At 66.4% G+C, this 18,021-nt stretch carries 22 protein-coding genes; 11 read left to right on the top strand and 11 right to left on the bottom strand.

The annotated features are described in order from the left end of the window. Positions 1-3 precede the first annotated feature (3 nt). From EA472_RS17285 to EA472_RS17270, 4 genes are all read right to left on the bottom strand, one after another. Positions 4-327 carry a hypothetical protein gene (locus EA472_RS17285; protein ID WP_124192761.1) on the bottom strand — a complete coding sequence of 108 codons (324 nt, stop codon included), beginning with the start codon at positions 325-327 and terminating at the stop codon, positions 4-6. A gap of 111 nt (positions 328-438) precedes the next feature. Then, entirely contained in the window at positions 439-1,191 is a 753-nt protein-coding gene (locus EA472_RS17280; protein WP_207891177.1) for a tRNA-dihydrouridine synthase, read from the bottom strand. A gap of 1 nt (position 1,192) precedes the next feature. Then, entirely contained in the window at positions 1,193-2,185 is a 993-nt protein-coding gene (gene cofD, locus EA472_RS17275) for a 2-phospho-L-lactate transferase (RefSeq protein WP_124192760.1), read from the bottom strand. Positions 2,186-2,271: 86 nt separating this feature from the next. Further along, the gene (locus tag EA472_RS17270; RefSeq protein WP_124192759.1) at positions 2,272-3,825 is read right to left on the bottom strand and encodes a hypothetical protein; all 1,554 of its coding nucleotides are present in this window, start codon (positions 3,823-3,825) and stop codon (positions 2,272-2,274) included. A gap of 115 nt (positions 3,826-3,940) precedes the next feature. Here EA472_RS17270 and EA472_RS17265 point away from each other — a divergent pair, with 115 nt between their 5' ends. Then, entirely contained in the window at positions 3,941-4,483 is a 543-nt protein-coding gene (locus EA472_RS17265) for a hypothetical protein (RefSeq protein ID WP_124192758.1), read from the top strand. Between the two features lie 208 nt (positions 4,484-4,691). Here EA472_RS17265 and gvpO read toward each other — a convergent pair whose 3' ends face one another. From gvpO to gvpA, 3 genes are read right to left on the bottom strand one after another with little or no spacing between them, the layout of a single operon-like run. Continuing rightward, the gene (gvpO, locus tag EA472_RS23265) at positions 4,692-5,234 is read right to left on the bottom strand and encodes a gas vesicle protein GvpO, halophile-type (protein ID WP_124192757.1); all 543 of its coding nucleotides are present in this window, start codon (positions 5,232-5,234) and stop codon (positions 4,692-4,694) included. Between the two features lie 33 nt (positions 5,235-5,267). Further along, entirely contained in the window at positions 5,268-6,293 is a 1,026-nt protein-coding gene (gene gvpN / locus EA472_RS17255) for a gas vesicle protein GvpN (protein WP_124192756.1), read from the bottom strand. A 7-nt stretch (positions 6,294-6,300) separates the two neighbouring features. Further along, complete coding sequence (gene gvpA / locus EA472_RS17250; RefSeq protein WP_124192755.1) at positions 6,301-6,588, bottom strand: gas vesicle protein GvpA; 288 nt, start codon at positions 6,586-6,588, stop codon at positions 6,301-6,303. Between the two features lie 250 nt (positions 6,589-6,838). Here gvpA and EA472_RS17245 point away from each other — a divergent pair, with 250 nt between their 5' ends. From EA472_RS17245 to gvpM, 10 genes are all read left to right on the top strand, one after another. Continuing rightward, positions 6,839-7,243, top strand: coding sequence for an SPW repeat domain-containing protein (locus tag EA472_RS17245; protein ID WP_124192754.1), 405 nt, complete (start codon positions 6,839-6,841; stop codon positions 7,241-7,243). A 166-nt stretch (positions 7,244-7,409) separates the two neighbouring features. After that, positions 7,410-7,544 (top strand): hypothetical protein, encoded by a 135-nt coding sequence (locus tag EA472_RS23260; RefSeq protein ID WP_279387185.1) that lies wholly within the window; start codon positions 7,410-7,412, stop codon positions 7,542-7,544. Then, positions 7,541-8,167, top strand: a complete 627-nt coding sequence (locus EA472_RS17240) for a GvpL/GvpF family gas vesicle protein (protein ID WP_124192753.1) — start codon at positions 7,541-7,543, stop codon at positions 8,165-8,167. Before EA472_RS23260 ends, EA472_RS17240 begins: the two co-directional genes overlap by 4 nt. Before the next feature lie 4 nt (positions 8,168-8,171). Further along, positions 8,172-8,426, top strand: a complete 255-nt coding sequence (gvpF, locus tag EA472_RS17235; protein ID WP_124192752.1) for a gas vesicle protein GvpF — start codon at positions 8,172-8,174, stop codon at positions 8,424-8,426. Beyond that, a complete protein-coding gene (locus EA472_RS17230; protein ID WP_243637888.1) occupies positions 8,426-9,070 on the top strand; it encodes an Hsp20/alpha crystallin family protein in 645 nt (214 codons plus the stop codon). Before gvpF ends, EA472_RS17230 begins: the two co-directional genes overlap by 1 nt. Next, positions 9,063-9,938 (top strand): hypothetical protein, encoded by an 876-nt coding sequence (locus tag EA472_RS17225; RefSeq protein WP_124192751.1) that lies wholly within the window; start codon positions 9,063-9,065, stop codon positions 9,936-9,938. Before EA472_RS17230 ends, EA472_RS17225 begins: the two co-directional genes overlap by 8 nt. Positions 9,939-10,098: 160 nt before the next feature. Continuing rightward, positions 10,099-10,662: a gas vesicle protein GvpJ gene (gvpJ, locus tag EA472_RS17220; protein ID WP_124192750.1), complete on the top strand. Its 564-nt coding sequence runs from the start codon at positions 10,099-10,101 to the stop codon at positions 10,660-10,662. 1 nt (position 10,663) lies between these two features. Next, positions 10,664-11,008: a gas vesicle protein K gene (locus EA472_RS17215; RefSeq protein WP_124192749.1), complete on the top strand. Its 345-nt coding sequence runs from the start codon at positions 10,664-10,666 to the stop codon at positions 11,006-11,008. After that, positions 11,005-11,976, top strand: coding sequence for a gas vesicle protein GvpL (gvpL, locus tag EA472_RS17210; protein WP_124192748.1), 972 nt, complete (start codon positions 11,005-11,007; stop codon positions 11,974-11,976). Before EA472_RS17215 ends, gvpL begins: the two co-directional genes overlap by 4 nt. 17 nt (positions 11,977-11,993) lie before the next feature. Then, entirely contained in the window at positions 11,994-12,242 is a 249-nt protein-coding gene (gene gvpM, locus EA472_RS17205; RefSeq protein ID WP_124192747.1) for a gas vesicle protein GvpM, read from the top strand. 68 nt (positions 12,243-12,310) lie between these two features. On the opposite strand, the gene EA472_RS17200 is transcribed toward gvpM, so the two are convergent. The 4 genes from EA472_RS17200 to grpE all read right to left on the bottom strand — a co-directional run bounded on the left by EA472_RS17200 (position 12,311) and on the right by grpE (position 17,972). Next, complete coding sequence (locus EA472_RS17200) at positions 12,311-12,526, bottom strand: hypothetical protein (protein WP_124192746.1); 216 nt, start codon at positions 12,524-12,526, stop codon at positions 12,311-12,313. A 355-nt stretch (positions 12,527-12,881) separates the two neighbouring features. Next, positions 12,882-13,925: a Gfo/Idh/MocA family protein gene (locus EA472_RS17195; protein ID WP_124192745.1), complete on the bottom strand. Its 1,044-nt coding sequence runs from the start codon at positions 13,923-13,925 to the stop codon at positions 12,882-12,884. A gap of 591 nt (positions 13,926-14,516) precedes the next feature. Then, positions 14,517-16,451, bottom strand: a complete 1,935-nt coding sequence (gene dnaK / locus EA472_RS17190; RefSeq protein WP_124192744.1) for a molecular chaperone DnaK — start codon at positions 16,449-16,451, stop codon at positions 14,517-14,519. A gap of 372 nt (positions 16,452-16,823) precedes the next feature. Further along, entirely contained in the window at positions 16,824-17,972 is a 1,149-nt protein-coding gene (gene grpE, locus EA472_RS17185) for a nucleotide exchange factor GrpE (protein WP_124192743.1), read from the bottom strand. Positions 17,973-18,021 lie beyond the last annotated feature (49 nt).

Genomic DNA, 18,021 nt, shown 5'->3' with positions numbered 1-18,021 from the left:
TGCTCAGAACTGGTATCGCCGCTCGTCGTCCATCGACGGATACTGGTCGGCGCCGGTCATCTCGTCGAACGTCATCCCCGACAGGTACTCGTCGTAAGTGACGTCGAAGCCGGTTCGAAGCTGGAAGTCGAGTTTGCCGGTGTCGACCGTCGTCTGAAAGAGCATGTGGATCGCCCGGCGAACGAGTTCGTCCGTCTCATCGGGCTCGAGGGCGGTCTCGAGGAGCGCGAGTTCGTTTCGCGTCTCGCGGTCGAGCGAGACGGCGAGTTCGTCGTCGAAGGCGGCGTACGATTCCTGAATCTCTTCGTTGAGGTCGTCGAGGCTCATGTCGGTGCTCAGGGGTGCCCGCTGGATATGCCTTTCTGGTTGTCCCTCCTCGAACGCGAGAGAGACGCTCCGGTGACGTCCCGGGTGGGAGACGATCCGAGACGGCGGGGACTACGGTCGGGTCTCGAGGCCGAACCGTCGGTCGACCGCCGCGCGAACGCGTTCGAGCACTGCCGGGGAGTCGCTCGGGCGACCGACGCTGACGGCGTCGGCTCCGTACTCGACGTACTCTCGGACGGTCCCGTCGTCGCGAACGCCGTTGTTGGCGATGACGTAGAGATCCGTCGCGTCGACGACGTCCCGAATCACCGATTCGGTATCCATCGCGTCGACGTGGACGAACGACGCTCCGGCCCGCTCGAGGGCGCGAGCGAGCGATGGGAGGTCGACGCCGGGTACCTCGGCGCGAACCTTCACGCCGACCGTGACGCCGGTTTCCGTGGCCGATTCGACGTACGTCCGGAGTCGGTCGGCGTCTCGAAGCAGCGTTTCGCCACAGCCGACCGCACACAGTTCGTCCTGGCGGCAGTGGGCGTTGATCTCGAGGAGTGCCCCGCGGTCGCGACAGACGCCCGCGACGTCGGCGATCGGCTCGACGGTCGCGCTTCGAACGTTGACCGCCGACTGAATGGGGACGCCGTCGAGTGCGGCGAGTTCCCGGTCGACGAACGCGACGGGATCGTCGGGCAGGAACTCGGTTCGATCCCGGGCGACGAGTTTCCGCGCCGCCGCCCTCGAGTCCTCGTCGACGGCGATGCCGCCCAGAAACGCGGCTCCGGCGTAGGTAGCGCCGGCTGTCGCCCAGTCGGCGTCGGACTCTCCGCTCAGGCTCGCAAGCGCCAGCGGCGGATCGATCTCGACCACGCTAGCTCACCAGGTCGATCGCCTCCTCGACTGCGCGGACGACCCGGGCCGCGTCCTCGCGGGTATCCATCGCGATATCCGTCCGGATCGTCGGCCGATCGAACTCCGTCCCGTCGGCGTCGTCGATCACGAACGCGTCCGCGAAGGGATAGGCGGTCGCGAGTCCGCGCGTGCTCGGTTCGGCGTTGACCGCCGCCATGAGGTCGCTCGCCGGTCCGGAGAACGTCTCGTCGCCGAGAAACGGCGAAACCGCGACGACCGTCGTCTGGGCGAGCGCGTCGGCAACGCCCGGCAGCGAGAGCATCGGTCCGATGCTCGTCACCGGGTTCGACGGTCCGATGACGACCGTATCCTCGAACGCCTCGAGCACTCCGGGTGCCGGTTCCGCGGTCGACGATCCTCGGAACTCGACGGTGTCGACCGTCGGCTCGCCCCGACGGGCGACCCAGTACTCCTGAAAGTGCATCATCCCCTCGTCGGTGTGGATGAGACTCGCCACCGGATCGTCGCTCATCGGAAGGAGGTCGACCTCGAGGCCGAACGCGCCGGCGAGCCGCTGGGTCGCCTCGCTCAGCGATTTGCCCCGATCGAGCAGACTCGTCCGCGTGATGTGGACGGCCCGGTCGCGATCTCCGATCGTCATGAACTCGGCGATTCCCGAAAACCGCCGCCAGTTCGCCAGTTCGCGTCCCGCCGTCTGACGATCCTCCGGGAGGTACTGCGGTCCGTCGGAGAGGGCGGCGGCCGAGGCGATGTCCGCCAGCGCCGCGTTCGTCCGGTGCGTGTCCCCCTCGATTCCCCACCACGTCTCTCGGTCGAGGACACCACCGCCCTGGAACAACAGCGTGTCGACGTCGGGCGAGACGAACAGTCCGCCGAGTTCGACGTCGTCGCCCGTGTTGGCGACGATCGTGGTCTCCTCCGGTGAGAACGCAGCGCCAGCACCGTCTAACAGCTTCGGTGTTCCGGTGCCTCCGGAGAGGAATGTAACCATACGCTACAGTTGTCGACCCAGGGTACTTAATCGCTTGCGCCGGCCGGTTTCGATCGACGATCCGCCGGACGAGATCGGGCCGATCGTCAGTCGCCGATCCAGTCCGCGAAACTGCCCTCGAGCAGCGTCTCCCGCTGGCGGCTCACGTACCGACGCTGCATGGCCTCGATCGCCCGGTCGAGATCGCCGTCGTCGTCGAGTTCGTCCGCCACGAGTTCGCGCTTCCAGCGCGCCGGCGTCAGCCCCTGGCGAACTCGTCGGCGAAGCGGGTACAGGTACTTGGCCGCGTCCTCGTCGGTCAGGCCGCGATTGACCAGCCCGTCCTCGGCGTGAGCGAGCAGGTCCTCGTACAGCGCGAGGGGGTCGGTCGTCTCCTTGCCGTCGTTGGTGATCCAGGTTAAATCGGCCTCGATGCCGTCGCGCATCGCGGCGTAGAAGTTCTCGCGGGCGATCTCCCAGTCGAGTTCGTGAACCGGATGCTCGAGCCTGGTCAGACTCTCCATCAGCCCGGCGAACGCCGCGAGAAACGCGATCGAGTCCCTGACCGTCGGCTGAGCGGGGATCGGGCGAAACTCGATGCGTGCGTTCGCGGCCGAGCGCGTCGGCCCGCCGAAGACCGGACGAACCCACCGCCAGTAGGTGCCGTGTTTGCGCCGGAAGTGGGGAAAGCGATCGTCGAAGCGTCGGCCGGCCTCGACCGGCATCGGAACCATCGTGTCGTCGGTGGCGACCCGATCGACCGCCTCCTCGATCGTCGAGAGGTCGCGCGGAAACCGGACCTTCCCCTCGCCGGTCGCCGGATCGTTGAGGACGGTCTCGAAGACGCTGATTCGGTGTTCCATCCAGCCGTCCGCGAGGACCTCGTCGGCCGTCGCGTCCTCGTCGTAGAGATCCGGCGGAAAAAACGGCGAGTTCACGCCGAGGGCGAGCAGCGGACCCGCCACGCGAAGCGCGTAGTTGAAATACAGCGGGAGGTCGAGCGCGTGGGGAACCTGGTAGTGAGGCTGAATCGACGTGATCAGGCTCTCGGGCATCACCGTATCCGCCTCGAGCGAGACGTTCGGCGCGCGAATGCACATCCCCGCCGACTCGGCACGGTCCGTGTTCGCCATCGCGTGATACCGGGCGGAGTCGCTCATGTTCGTCGCGACCCTGATCGAGCGCTCGCGTCCGTCCGGACCGGTGGCCGTTCGCTCGATGCTGTCGGTCAGGTAGGTTCCCGCGTCCTCACCTTCGGGCGGGATCGTCCAGAGTGCGTCGCTAACCGGCCGCATTCGTTCGGACTGGGTCACGTCGAGAGCCGTCCGCAGCCGGGCTTTCACTTCCGACTCTTGTGCGACGAGCCCGTCGGCGTTCAACGGCTGGGGACTGGTCGTCATCTCGGCGTTGTGCAAGCCGAGTTCCTTCTCGAAGCCGATGAGCTCGAGTAGCCGACGCGGCACTCGGCGGAGGCTGCAGTCGTCGTTTTTGATCGCGTAGAACTCGTACTCGAGGCCGACGATCGCCTGCGGATTGTCGAAGGTTCCGGCATCGATCTCGGCTTTGATCACCGCCGCGTCCTCGATCGCGCGGTCGCGGAAGTCCTCGGCGTCGACCGACAGCACGTCCGCGACCCGGGCGGCGAGTTCCTCCTCTGGCATACCTCCGAGTGCGGGCCCGACCGCCTTTAAAGCACGTCACTCGAGTCTCGTCGGTGCGCGAGATCCTCGAGCGTGCGACCCAACCTATATGTTTCAACTCGTTGAACACAGATACATGCGTCCACTTCCGTCCCCGTCGATGGACGACCTCGCGACGGCGTGCAAGCGCTTTGGTCCCGGCCGCCTCCCCGGTGCGGATCGGCGAACGATCGGTGCCGGGTACGCGGGCGCGTCGGCGGCGCTGGGGTTCGCCCTCGCGTTCGCGGTCGCGATGGTCGTGCTCCCGGCGCTCGGCGTCACCTCCGACTTGGTCCACCCGTTCTGGGGAGCGAGCGCGCTCGTCGCGCTCCCGTTCGTCGTGCCGACCGCGTTCGCCGCGAGCGCGCTCGTCTGGCGCGTCCTCCCGGCGTCCGGCACCGCCGCTGGCCTGGTGGGCGGCCTGCTCGCCACGCTGTTGACGTACCTGGGATCGCTGGTCCTCGTGTTCCTGGTCGCTATTCCCCTGGCCTGGTCGTCCGGTACCGGAACCGTCCTGACCGAGGCTACCGGACTCGTCGTCCTCGTCGGCTTCTTCGCGGCTGTCCTCACCGCGTGGCTGACGATTCCCGTCGGATGCGTCTGCGGAGCCGTCTACGAGCGCGCCCGCACGATCTCGTGACTCGGACGTATCGGACTCCTCGCTCGAGTTCTCACCGGCTCGTCGTTCGAGCCGGCGGCAGTCGTGACGGCAAATCCTCACGGCGGACCGTACGACCGAAAAAGAGACTGCATCGACTCCCGACGGTGCGAGCGGATGCGAACGCGAGCGACCAGATGTAACTCGCGGTCCCGGACGGCGAGAGCGCCTCGCGCGCGACCTGGCCGTCTTACTCGAACTCCGCCGTGTCGCCCCGGCGGTAGCGGTCGAGTCGACGGTAGCCGTGGATCGTCGACTCCTCGTCGAGTTCGATCTCGTACCGACCGATGATGTCCTGCGTGTCGGGAACGGCCCGGCGTTCGACAACCTCGACGATCGCGCGCCAGCCGTCGTCGGTGGGAACGATCTCGCTGACGGCGTCGAACTCCCGACCGATGAGTTCCGTCGCGGTCGACTGGACGGTGCGTCGGATCGCGAGGACGCCTTCGATTCCCTCGTGTTCGGTGTCGACGTCCGCGTCGACCGATTCGGGGTCGGTCTTCTCCTCGGCGGTCATGTCGACGCCGAGGTCACGGCTTCGCGGTTGTTCGTCCGCCTGCTGTTCGTCCGCCTGTTCGCCTTCGTCGGCTGTTTGGCTTTCGCTCACGGTTGGATCACTCTCGTCGTGCTGGAAGCAGAAGTCGCCGTCTTGGGCCGGCCGCGAACAGCGCTCGCCGTCCTCGGTGAGCGCCTTGCACTGGTCCGCCGATTGTTTGGTGTCGGCTTCGGCCATGGTTCTGGGTCGTAGTTGGGTGTCTGTCGTTGCTCAGATCGCCTCTGCGATCGTCGATCGCAGTTCCGCCACGCCGTCGGGGTCCTCGTCGGCGACCTTCGGCGAGAGGACGTCCGTGAAGATCTCCGTCAGGAGGTCGTCGTCGAGGCGGCCGTCGTCGCCGTTACCGTCGAAGACCGCCAGCCCCTTCGCGGCCGTGATGGCCGCGCGCGTGCCGACGACGAACTCGAGGTTCTCGCGTAACGCGCGGGTCGTCTCGACGACCGTCTCGACGGACTCGTCGGACAGATCCACGTGCGCGCGGACGATCTCGCGTTCGGTTTCGTCGTCGTAGTAGCCGACGTGAACGCCGACGAATCGATCGAGCAGCGCGTCCTGCTGTCGGTGGACACCCGCGTACTCGGCGTCGTTCGACGTGACGATCGCCCGGAACTCGGGGTGGACGTCGATCGCTCGGTCGTCGCCGCGCTTTCCCGGTCGCTCGAGGACGCCCTCCTCGAACACCGAGAGCAACACGTTGTGCGCTGCGGGATCGCTGCGCGAGAACTCGTTGTAGACGAGCGTCGCGCCCTCTCTGACGGCGACGGAGAGGGGGTTGTCGACCCAGCGTTCGCGCACGATCTGCGTCTTCTTGTCCACCCCGCTGACGAACCGGTCGTGTTCCTCGTAGCGCTCGCCGCCGGCGTGAGCGCCGACCAGCGCGGCGGTGTCGACGGACTCGTCGCCGTTGAGCCAGACGACGGGCCTGCCCCGCTGGGCTGCGGCCGAGAGCGCCAGCGCCGTCTTGCCACAGCCCGTCGGACCGATCAGGTGGACCGGCTGGTCCGCCTCGAGCCAGCCGCCGATGCGATCGCACAGCGACGCGACGGCGTCCGTTTCGACGAACGGTTCGGGGACCACCTCCTCCGGAGCCTGGAGGGGGGCGTCCCCGTTTCGCTCGCCGGCGTCCGAGGCTTTTCGTGCGAGTTCTTTTTTCGCACGGCGACCCTCCTTTCGAGAGCGGTCGCTCCTGATCTTCCGACCGCGGACCTTGCGCTTTCGCGAGGCGTCGTCGGCCATGTGGGAGTTACTCCGAGGCTGACTTCGGTGACGATTCGGGGCGCGGTTCGACCTCGAGCTCTTCGAGTTCTTCGAGGTCGCCCTCTGCGGTGGCTTGCTCAATTTTCGCGATCTCCTCCGCGTAGTGCAGGAAGGTGTCGACCGACGCGACGACGACGCGTGCTTCGATCGTCAACAGTTCGATACCGACGACCGACACTCGCGCCCAGACGTCGATGACGACGCCCTTATCGAGGATTCGGTCGAGTACTTCCGCGAGACTCGAGGAGTCGGGTCTGCGCTGTGGTTGTGCCATGAGACGTACGATCGTTCACGACCGTCCCCTAACACGGCACGCGCTGCGACTGCAAGCCGACTCCGCGGGTGCGACGGCGCTCGTGAGCGCGTTGTCTCGGATCACGAGGGCGAATCGCACGGACAGCGACTCGAGCCGTACGCGCCGCACCGTTCGAATCGCTTCTCGCATCCCGGATGCGAGAGCCCGCCGTAAACCATCGAGACGTGCCTGCACCATCTTTAGTCGACTCGACGTCGTACGCTCGAGCATGAGCGATCGATCGACACGCGAACGGTCGTCGCCCGTCCCGGAGCGAGCGGCCGGTCTCGCCGCCGGCCTCGGTGCGCTGATCCTGCTGTCGGGGGTCTTTTTCACCGGAACGGGCTACGTCGTCGTCGTCAACCTCGTCCTCGGTGCCGGCATCGCCACGGCCGCCGCGTACGCGGCGGCGGAGCCGGCGGGCGGCCCCCTTCCGGGCGTCGTCGCGCCGGCGATCGTGATCCTGCTCGGACTCGTGACCGTCGCGGTCCCGTTCGTCCTCGAGGTGACTCGGGAGCCGCTGTTCTGGTCGAACGTCGTGGTCGGCGCGCTCGTGGTTATCCTCGCGGGAACCAGCGTCGTCTACGGCAACCGCCGGGGGACGGCCACCGTGACCTCCGAGACGTCGCCCTGACGCCGCCTCCGGTCGGCCCGGCCGCATGAAGCCGGCGCTGCGACTGCAAGCACCACCGTCACACCGCGAGCTATCGAACTCGTGGCCACGAGTTACTCGAATATCCGCGGAGCAGGCTCCCTGGTGGAGTCGAAGGGGTTCCCGGGTAGTCGAACACCGAGTATCCATGACATCCACACGACCTCCATCGTCGTTCGAGGCCGCCGGCGTAACGAACGAGAAACCGCCGAGGACGTCGGTCGGGTTCGAGCGAGCCGAACGGCTCGACGAACGCAATGCCCTCGAGGTGACGAGGCGATGAGCGCCACCAACCGGTACGTCTACGGCGTCATCGGCGGCGGCACGATCGAGTTCGAAACCGACGCCGTCGGCGGCGCGGACCGGGTGTACACCGTCTCGCATCGCCGACTCGGCGCGGTCGTCTCCGACATCGACACGACCGATCCCGAAGAGACCGACGAGGACGCACAGCGCCACGACGACGTCCTCCGCGAGGTGATGGACCGCGAGGAGGGCGAAGCGGTCGTCCCGATGCAGTTCGGTATGGCCTTCGAGAGCGATCGGACGCTGAAGAACGTCCTCCGCGGGGCGCGCCCGGCGTTCAGGCGCGCGATGAACGACGTCGAAGGCCGGATCGAACTCGGCGTGAAGGCCGTCCGCGACGAGGACGACCGGGTCGACCGGGACGCGGTCGAAGCGGACGCGGAGGAGATCCTCGAGCCCGTCGCCGAACAGTCGGTTCCGAACGATCTGTTCAGCGACCGGCTCGTGTTGAACCGATCGTATTTGGTCGAGCGCGACGAGCGCGAGGCGTTCGACGACGCGGTCGCCCGACTCGAGGACGAACGCGACGACCTGACGATCAGGTACACGGGGCCGTTCGCCCCCTACAGTTTCGTCGACGTCAAAATCGGTGCACAGTGATACCATGTTCGTACTCGACGACCTCCTGTTCAGACCGTTCGTCGGCATCGTCGACGCGTTGCACACGATCGCCCTCGACGAACTCTACGACGTCGACGCGCTCGAGGACGAGCTCAAGGAGAACCAGCTGCTGTACGAGATCGGAGATCGATCCGAAGAGGAGTACCGGGAACGCAAGGCGGAGCTCGAGGAGAAACTCGACGTCGCCCGCGAGGTACACGAACGTCTCGCGAGCGGACGCGTGGAGGTGAAGCGGTGATGACCGACGACCCTGACGGACCGAACGAGCGCGACGACGGGCCGAACGACCCGAACGGCGGATCGGACGATCGACGGCTCGACGACGAGGACGGGATCGACGACCGACGGTACCGAGAGGGCGACGTCGACGACCCGGGGAAACGGGACGAGAGCGATCACTGGCTCTCGAGCTTGCTCTCTGCGCTCGAGTCCCTCGAGAGCCGGTCGACGGCCGGAGGCAACCGCGGCGGTCGATCGATCTTCGAGTGCGACCTCTCGATCGGGCGCGTCGGGGACGATCGCTCGGGGTTCGACCGGAGAGCCGCCGACGCCGATCGGTCCGACGAGCGGCGGTCCGATCGCACGCGACGAACCAGACGGCGACGAGAGCGGTCGTCGAACGCCTACCACCTGACGACGCGACGCGAAGAGGGCGAACTGCTGGTTACGGCCGACGTCGCCGGGGCCGATCCGGGCGACGTCAGGGTCGGCTTCGACGATTCGACGCTCGTGGTCGCCGTCGCCGGCTCCGAACTCGGGCGAACGGCGATCCCCTGGGACGACCGATCGGCGGACGCGTGGATCCGAAACGGCGTCCTCACCGTCCGGGTCGAACCGAGCTCGAACCGGCGATCGACCGACGCGGAGGACGACGATGAGTGACGAATCGACGACCGAGGGGGTCGACCAACTGCTCGAGGACGCGGCGGACGCCCTCGAGTCGCTCGAGTCGACGTTCCAGGGCGTCGAAGACGTAACGGAACTCGACGACGGCGTCCTCGAGTCGGCGCTCGACGACGTCGAGGCGATCGCGCGACTCGCGACGGAAACCCAGGAGCTGGTCGAAACGGTCGATTTCGGCTCGCTCCCCGAGGCCGTCGACGGCGACGAACTGCTCTCTGCGATAGACGCCGGAGAGATTCCGGAGGCGCTCGCGAGCGAGGACGAAGACCTCGGGGACGCCGTCGACTTCGGGCGGCTCCTTCGAGCGATCGACCTGCTGTCGGCCTGGGATCCGACCGATCTCGGATCGCTCTGGGAGGAAACGCGCGAACTCGAGGAGGCGGTCGAGGACGTCGGTGACGGCGAGTTCCTCGGCGACGACGGCGAACTCCTCGGCGACGAGGACGGACTCGTCGACGAGGGACGCGAGTTGCTCGAAGACGCCGATCTCTCGGAGACGCTCGGAGACATCGACGTCATGGAGGATCCCGAAGCCTACCAGGTCGCGATCCAGCAAGGTGCGATCGAGGGAATCGACGCGTTCCGCGAGGCGCTGATCGAGACCCACGTGAAGTTTCACCGGCTGTACGAGTTCAACCGGGAGAAGATGCGCCGCAAGGACACGAGCACGAACTCGCGGAATCCGACGGCGGCGGCCACGATACCGACCGAACGTGGGGATCTCGGCAGCGGCGTCAGACACTCGACGGTTCCGCGATCGGTGAAGCTCTCGACCGCACCGAGTCGCGAGCGACTATACGGGCCACGGTTCCGACGCGAACGCGAAAAGCGCAGAAACGACGACTGACCCACCGATCGACCACTTACGACCTATCAACCCATGACCGATCCACAACAGCGGACGACCCGGCGACGCGGACAACAGCTACCGTCCTGTCGACGCACTCTCGAGGACGTGACCGACACACGCTCGAACGCCCGGCGGGCCGAACCGAGAGGTGGTCACCGTGGTCGATGAGTTCCAGCCGAGCCGACAGCAGACCGACCTCGCGGAAGTCGTCGAGATGTTGCTCGACAAGGGGATCGTCATCAACGCGGATATCGCCGTCTCGATCGGCGACACTCAGCTGCTGGGCGTCCAGATTCGCGCGGCGATCGCCTCGTTCGAAACCGCCGCGAAGTACGGCCTGGAGTTTCCCGAGGGAACCGATATGCGCCGCGTCGCTGCCGCGGTCGGCGAACCCGAACTCGCGGAGCGAGAGCGACCGCGACCGCCGATCGATCCGACGCGGGGCGTCAACGTCACGGCCGACCAGCGGTACGTAGACGAGACGCGATCCGACGACGACGAAACCGGGTCGGACGGCGCAAACTCGAGTGACGACGGCGAGGAGACGTTCGAACTTCCCGATCGGGGGAGCGAACGCGTGGGTGCGCGCCCGGACCCGGAACGGCCCACGAGCGGCGGATTCGACCTCCTCAGCGACGACGGCGAGTCGGCGGACGGCGGGGACGAGGACGGGGGCCAGGAAAGCGACGAGCAGCCCGCCCAGCAAACGGAGGGGAACTGACGTGACGCAGATCGACGTCGGCGACGGGAAGGACGCGCGACAGGGGCTCGTCACGCTCGTCGTCACCGTCGTCGAACTGTTGATCGACGCCCTCGAGCGAGAGGCGGTGCGTCGAATGGAGTCCGGCGACCTCTCGGACGACGAGATCGAACGGCTCGGGAAACAGCTCGCGCGGATCGAGGCCGAGATCGATCAGCTCAAACGAGACGAGGGAATCGAGGGAGGCGTCGAAGACCTGCGCAGCGACCTCGACGGGCTCGTCGACGACGCCATCCAGCAGCTGTACGACGGCCCCGAGATGGCCCGCGATCCCGGCTACTCGGTGTTCGGAGGTGAACGCGAGTGAGCCCCGACGGCGACGACAGTCTCGAGAGCGGCTCCCGCGGTCGATCACCGCCGAAACCGGACGACGATCGGCCCGCGATCGACGACGGACGGTATCTCTACTGCCTCGTTCGGGCGAACGAGGGAGCCACGTTCGAGACGACCGGGGTCGACGGCGAACCGGTGTCGATCGTCGTCGAAAACGGGGTCGGGGTGGTCGTCCACTCCTGCGACGGCCTCTACGACACCGCGGATCTCGCCCAGATCAGACGCTGGCTGGTTCGCCACCAGACGGTCGTCGACGAGGCGGGCGAGCGATTCGGAACGCCCGTCCCGTTCCAGTTCGACACGATCCTGCGCGGCGGCGACGATGCCCTTCGCGAGTGGCTCCGCGAGGAGTCGGAGACCGTAGCGCGCGCCGTATCGGCGCTGGCCGACCACTGGGAGTACCGCGTCGAGGTGGTCGAGACCGATCCCGTGGCCGACGAGACGCTGGTCGAACGCGACGACCGACTTCAGGAGCTCGAGGCGAAGATCGACGACGCCGGGGAGGGAACGGCGTACCTGCTCGAAACGCAGTTCGATCGCCGCCTCGAGGAGCGTCGCGCCTCCCGACGCGAATCGATCGCCGGCGATCTCGAGCGCCGTCTCGACGAGGTGGCTCGAGAGGTCCACGCCCTCGAACGATCGAAAACGGCGACGCTCTCGGACGAGGTGACGAGCGAAAGCGGCGGTTCGGCGACGAATCGCGACGACGATGCCGGCGACGACCGCGCGAGCGAAGGCACCAGACGTCCGGACGAGACGGTAGCCCGGCTCACCCTGCTCGCCCACGAGGACGACGAGGCGGCGATCGGATCGATACTGGACGACGTCGCCGCGACCGACGGCCTCGAGGTTCGCTTTACGGGACCGTGGCCGCCGTACACGTTCGCGCCGGAGCTGGGCGGACGCGACTCGTCCGGTCGACGCCGGTCGGACGCACCCTGATCCGTATCACGCCATTCATGAGACCACGAAAGGACGACGAAGCGCTCGTCGACGTGCTTGACGTACTGCTCAGAGACGGTGCGGTGCTCCGGGCGGACGTGATCGTCTCCGTCGCGGACGTGCCGCTCGTCGGAATCAAACTCACCGCAGCGATCGCCGGCATGGAGACGATGACCGACTACGGCCTCTTCGAACAGTGGGACGTCGACCGTCGCCGGTCCGCGATCACCCGCAGACAGTACGGAAGGCGAAACGACGGAGAGTGAGTAATCGTAACGCACACACGGTGCGTGCGAACTCGCGGTCGAGCGTGGCCCCGCGACGGGGCCGACCGTCAGGCGAACTTCGGCCGTTCGGTCGTGAGTTCGACGTCGCCGCTGACGACCTCCTCGTCGCGGTCGTCGTCGTAGACGTACTGTCCGGTCGAGCCACAGAGGGTACACTCGTACGTCTCGGATATCTCGTTGATGATCTCTCCGTTTTCGAAGTAGATCCGACTCTGCGTGATCTGCAAGAACTGTGGCGTCTCGCAGTTTGTGCAGGTGATCATATCCGACGGATCGGTTCGACCGGTTGTAGTTATCCGGCTTGTAACCGAAGGGAAGGCAGCTCTACGCCGGTATTACCGGCCGGTGCTCGGACCGTGTGAATGCAACGCATGGGTGGCGGCGGTGTTGCGCGCGTACGCTCACGTGACGGGACGTAATTCCCGCTTACTCGAGGGTGAGAGCGGAATCCGGTGCGTTCGAACCGAGTCGTCAACTCCGCGAAATACCCGCTTGAACCGGAGCGTCGAACGAGTAGGCGGCCCGTATAGATCGGTTCGGTCGATCTGACGGCGCGTACGCTCGGGATACAGTCGCCGGTCGTCGGTTCGGTAACGTCGCCGCTTTCGGGTCCGATCGTCAGTTGCCGCGAGGCGGGCGGACGCCGTCGACCGACACGCGCTCGCCACGTCGGGCGGCCTCGTAGGCGGCTTCGGTCAGCGCGGTCACTCGAAGCGCGTCCGCCGCCGTCGCCGGTGGCTCCGCACCCTCCAGAACGCACTCGAGGAACGCGTCGGCTCGCGTCGGTTCCCGTCGGGGATCGACGTACGGTGTTCGTTCGGTCGCCTCGTCGTCGATTTCGAAGATCTCCCGCGGCCCCCACTGGACGCCCCCGAGGTAGATCGCCCCGTCGTCGTCCCAGAGGTGGACGTGTTCGCGGACCGACGGTGCGTCGCCGTGGAGCGAGATCGTTCCCGTCGCGCCGGTTTCGAAGCGCACGTCGAGGTGGGCCCGGCGATCGATCCGCTCTTCCTCGTCGTGAAAGTCCATACTGGCGGCGACCGACTCGGGCTCGAGTCCGGTCGTCCAGAGGACGCCGTCGAGGACGTGACTTCCGGTGTCGTAGAGGAATCCGCCACCAGAGAGGTCGGGATCGAGCCGCCAGGTACCGCTCGCGTCGTCGATCCAGTTCTGGGTCATCGATGCGGTCAGCCAGCGTGGCCGTCGGTCGGTGAAGCGGTCGCGCGCGGTTCGAAACGCCGTCTGGAGGTGACGCTGGTAGCCGACCATCAACGTTCGCGGGCTGCGTTCGGCCCGAGCCGCGAGGTCGCGCGCGTGACCGAGGTCCGTCGCGAGCGGTTTGTCGCAGTAGACGGCCAGATCGCGCTCAAGCGCGGCGACGACCTGCTCGTAGTGGAGCGCGTGCGGCGTCCCGATCAACACCGCATCCAGGTCGTCCGCCGTCGTCTCGAGCAACTCGTCGTAGTCCTCGAATCGACGTGCAGGGTCGACCGAGAACTCGCGTCCGATTGCCGTCAGGGCGTCGACCTCGAGGTCACAGATCGCACGTACCGTGGCGTCGGGGTGGCGGTGGAACTGTCCCCCGACGGTGGTGCCGATGTATCCAAGCCCCACCAGGCCGATCCGAACGGGCGATCGAGAGCGGCTGTCGCGCTGGCTCATAGCATCGACACGACCTCGAGTCCCATCGGTCTGTCGCGTTAGCTGGCCGGTATCCGACGGGACGACGCTCGATTCCGACGTCGCTCGTCGCCGGCAGCGGCTCGCGTAGTCGACGACTATCGGTTCGAACGCACCCGCAACCAATTCGTAGTACCGCGCTATACCCGGAGTATACGCTTCCTGTCAGTATTTCACACGTGCTACTGAGGACCAACCCTCTCCATAACAAAGGGTGGCCGTCACGTCGACCCGAGTGCGGGGATGAAACGCCCCGTCGGGTACGCGTTCGGCTCAGTACCGACGCGTTGACCAGCCGATTGCGTGCGTTCGTGCCCGGATCACTCGAACGTGGACTCGCCCCCGCTTCGAGTACGCTCATGTCTCTCACGCCAGGGTGGGTCCCGCCCCCACCCCGGTTTGCGACGGTCGGTTCTCACCGACGAGAGAATTCACCGCGGAGCGACGCTCGAGTCCCCGTCAGCGGGTATCGATCTGAAAGTGAAAACGTTCGGTCGGAGGCGATGGTCGTCCCGAGCGGTGCGGTCGTCGTCCGATTCTCGTCGTCAGGCAACCGTTACGGCGTAGTCGACGTTACTCGTCCTCGTCGTCCTCGTCGAAGCTGACGTCCTCGAAGTCCGCGTCGACGAACTCCTCGTCGTCGCCGACGTCGGACTGCGGACCGGGGTTCGGTCCGCCGCCCATGCCGCCCATTCCTCCGGCACCGGCCGCACCGGCGCCGGCAGCGCCGCCAGCGGCACCTTCGGCTCCGGCGGCACCGGCCTGTTGCTGGTACATCTGCTTGCCGATCTCCTGTAGCTCCGAGCTCAGCTCCTCGGTCGCGGCCTCGATGTCCTCCGCGTCGGCTTCGTCGTCGTCGATCGTCGCTTCCAAGTCTTCGACGGCCGCCTCGATCGTCTCGCGGAGGTCGTCGTCGACCTGTTCGTCGTTCTCCTCGAGCAGCGTCTCGGCGCGCTGGATCGTCGCCTCGGCGGTGTTTCTGGCCTCGATGCGCTCGCGCTTTTTCTCGTCCTCCTCGGCGTGTTTCTCGGCTTCTTCTTGCATCCGCTCGATCTCCTCGTCCGAGAGACCGGCACCACCCTCGATGGTGATCTCCTCGCTCTCGCCGGTGCCTTTGTCCTCGGCCGAGACGTTGACGATCCCGTTCTCGTCGATGGAGAACGTAACCTCGATCTGGGGCGTTCCCGCCGGAGCCGGCGGAATGCCGGTCAGGTGGAACTCGCCCAGCAGTTCGTTCTTCTCGGCGAGTTCGCGCTCACCCTGGAACACCCGGACCTGTACGGACGTCTGATTGTCCGCCGCCGTCGTGAAGATCTTCGACTCCTCGGTCGGGATCGTCGTGTTCTTTTCGATGAGTCGCTCGAAGAGGCCACCCTTGACCTCGATGCCGAGCGAAAGCGGCGTCACGTCGAGCAGCACGATGTCGTCGACCTCGCCGCCGAGGACGCCGCCCTGGATCGCAGCGCCCAGCGCGACGGCCTCGTCGGGGTTGACGTTCTTCTGGGGCTCCTGGCCGGTCAGGTCCTCGACCTTTTCGGCGACCTGGGGCATCCGGGTCGACCCGCCGACGAGCAGCACTTCGTCGATGTCGTCTTTGTCGTAGCCGGCGTCGGAGAGCGCCTGCTCGGTCGGCTCGACGGTGCGGTCGATCAGGTCCTGGGTCAGCGACTCGAACTTCGCGCGCGTCAGCGACTCCTCGAGGTGGATGGGACCGTCGTCCGTCGCCGTGATGAACGGGAGGTTGATCTCGGTCTCCTTGCGCGAGGAGAGTTCGATCTTGGCCTCCTCGGCGGCGTCTTTGAGCCGCTGGAGCGCCTGGCGATCCTCGCGCAGGTCGATGCCGTGGTCGGCCTCGAACTCCTCGGCCAGCCAGTCGATGATGGCGTGGTCCCAGTCGTCGCCGCCGAGGTCGTTGTCGCCGTTGGTGGCGACGACCTCGTAGACGCCGCCGCCGAGGTCGAGGATCGAGACGTCGAACGTTCCGCCCCCGAGGTCGTAGACGAGGACGGTCTGGTCGGAGTCGTCGTCGAGGCCGTAGGCCATCGACGCGGCCGTCGGCTCGTTGATGATGCGCTCGACCTCGAAGCCGGCGATCTCGCCGGCGTCCTTGGTCGCCTGTCGCTGTCGGTCCGAGAAGTACGCCGGGACCGTGATGACGGCGCGCTCGACCTCGTCGCCGAGATACTCCTCGGCGTCGCGTTTGATCTTCTGGAGGATCATCGCCGAGATCTCCTCGGGCGTGTACTCTTCGCCCTCTATCTCGACTGTGTAGTCGTCCTCGCCTATGTGGCGTTTGATCGAGGCGATCGTCTTTTCGGGGTTCTGGATCGCCTGGTTTTTCGCCGGCTTGCCGACGAGTCGCTCGTCGTCGTCGGTGAACGCGACGACCGACGGCGTCGTCCGATCGCCTTCGGCGTTGACGATGATCTCCGGATCTCCGCCCTCCATGACGGCGAACGCGCTGTTCGTCGTCCCGAGGTCGATACCGAGAATCTTGTTGCTCGCCATTGTTGTGAGGGGTATTGTGCGCACTTTGTTTTAAAGGTTACTAGCCGGGCCGAACCGCCGAATAAAAACCGCTCGAGTCGCGGGTGGCGAGCTCGAGACGGTCGATTGAGGGAACTGATACGGTTTCCTGTCCGTCAGTACCGGCGCACCCGCGACCCGGGCGGCGGATGCACCGGTACAGTAATCCGGATGAGCCATCGGCCTCGTCCTCGCACTGTGGCTCGAGTGGCTGATCGTGAGCGTGCGTTTGCGGCTCGCGTTTCGAACGCTCGAGTTGGACCGAAAAGAGCCGAAGCGGTCAAAACCCGAGCTGACTCCGGACGGTCTCGAAAGCTGGCCGATCACCGTCTGCACTGACCGGTGACGGTGATCTCAGCTGTCGCTCGAGCCGTCGTCCGGGTTGTCGTCCGCGCTGTCGTCCGCACCCTCGTCGTCCGTCCCGCTCCCGTTGCGTTTCGGTACACCATCTGCGTCGCCGTCATCGCGCTGGAAGTCGTCGCCCGTCTCGCTCGAGCCGTCGTCCCCTTCGACTTCGCCGCCGAGTTCGATCGCTTCGTCGGCGTCGTCGTCGACTGACTCGTCCGTTTCGGCGTCAGCCGGTCCGCTCGAGTCGCCGTCTTCGTCGTCGCCGCCGTTCGACTCCGCGTCCGTCTCCGCGGATTCCTCCTCGAGTTCTCCGTTCGAGACCGTCACCTGAGCGTTCTGGATGACCTTGTCGCCCATCTCGTAGCCCGGCGTGTAGACCTCCGCGATCGTCCCTTCCGGCTGTCCGCTGTCGACTTTCATCATGACCTCGTGGCGCTGGGGGTCGGTCTCGGTGCCCGGCTCCGGATCGATCTCCGAGACGTTCTCGTCTTCGAGCACGCGGTCGAACTCTCGGAGGGTCATCTCGACGCCCTGTCGGAGGTCCTCGACGTCGCCACCTTCGTCCTCGAGCGCGCGTTTGAGGTTGTCCCGGACGCCGATGAGCCGACCCACGAGATCTTCCGTCGCCCGATCCTGGATCTGTTGTTGGCGCTTTTTCGCGCGCTTCTTGTAGTTCTGGAAGTCAGCCTGCTTTCGCTTGAGGCGGTTTTTCAGCTCCTCGACTTCGTCGTCGTACTCCTCGAGTCGTTCGTCCCGCTCGGCGAGCGCCCGCTCGCGCTCTTCGAGTTCGGCCTGTAGCTCTTCGATCGTTTCGGCCTGGGCCTCGACGCGTTCCGAGAGGTCCTCGAGTTCCTCGCGCTGGTGTTCGACCGTAGTCGACAGCTCGGTAACGTCGTCGACGATCGCGTTGATCCGCGCTGCGAGTTCGTCGTCGTACTCGGTCACGCGCTCGAGGATCCTGGTGACCTCATCGGTCGGGGTCGCGGCGTCGCCCGCATCCCCTTCCGGCTCGCTCGCTTCCGACGACGTGGATTCCGACTCCGATTCCGCGTTCGCACCGTCCGCACCGTCGCGTCCGTCCGGCTCGCGCCCGTCCGATTCGTCCGCGGACGAAACGCCCTGGGCGGCGGAGTTCGTGCCCTCGTCTTCGCTCATGTTCGGTTCAAGGAACAGCGGTAATAAAAGGGTTGAGGTCCCCGCGCGA

This window comes from Natrarchaeobius oligotrophus (assembly GCF_003841465.1).
Taxonomy (GTDB): Archaea; Halobacteriota; Halobacteria; order Halobacteriales; family Natrialbaceae; genus Natrarchaeobius; species Natrarchaeobius oligotrophus.
This window is presented reverse-complemented; position numbering and strand designations above follow the sequence as displayed.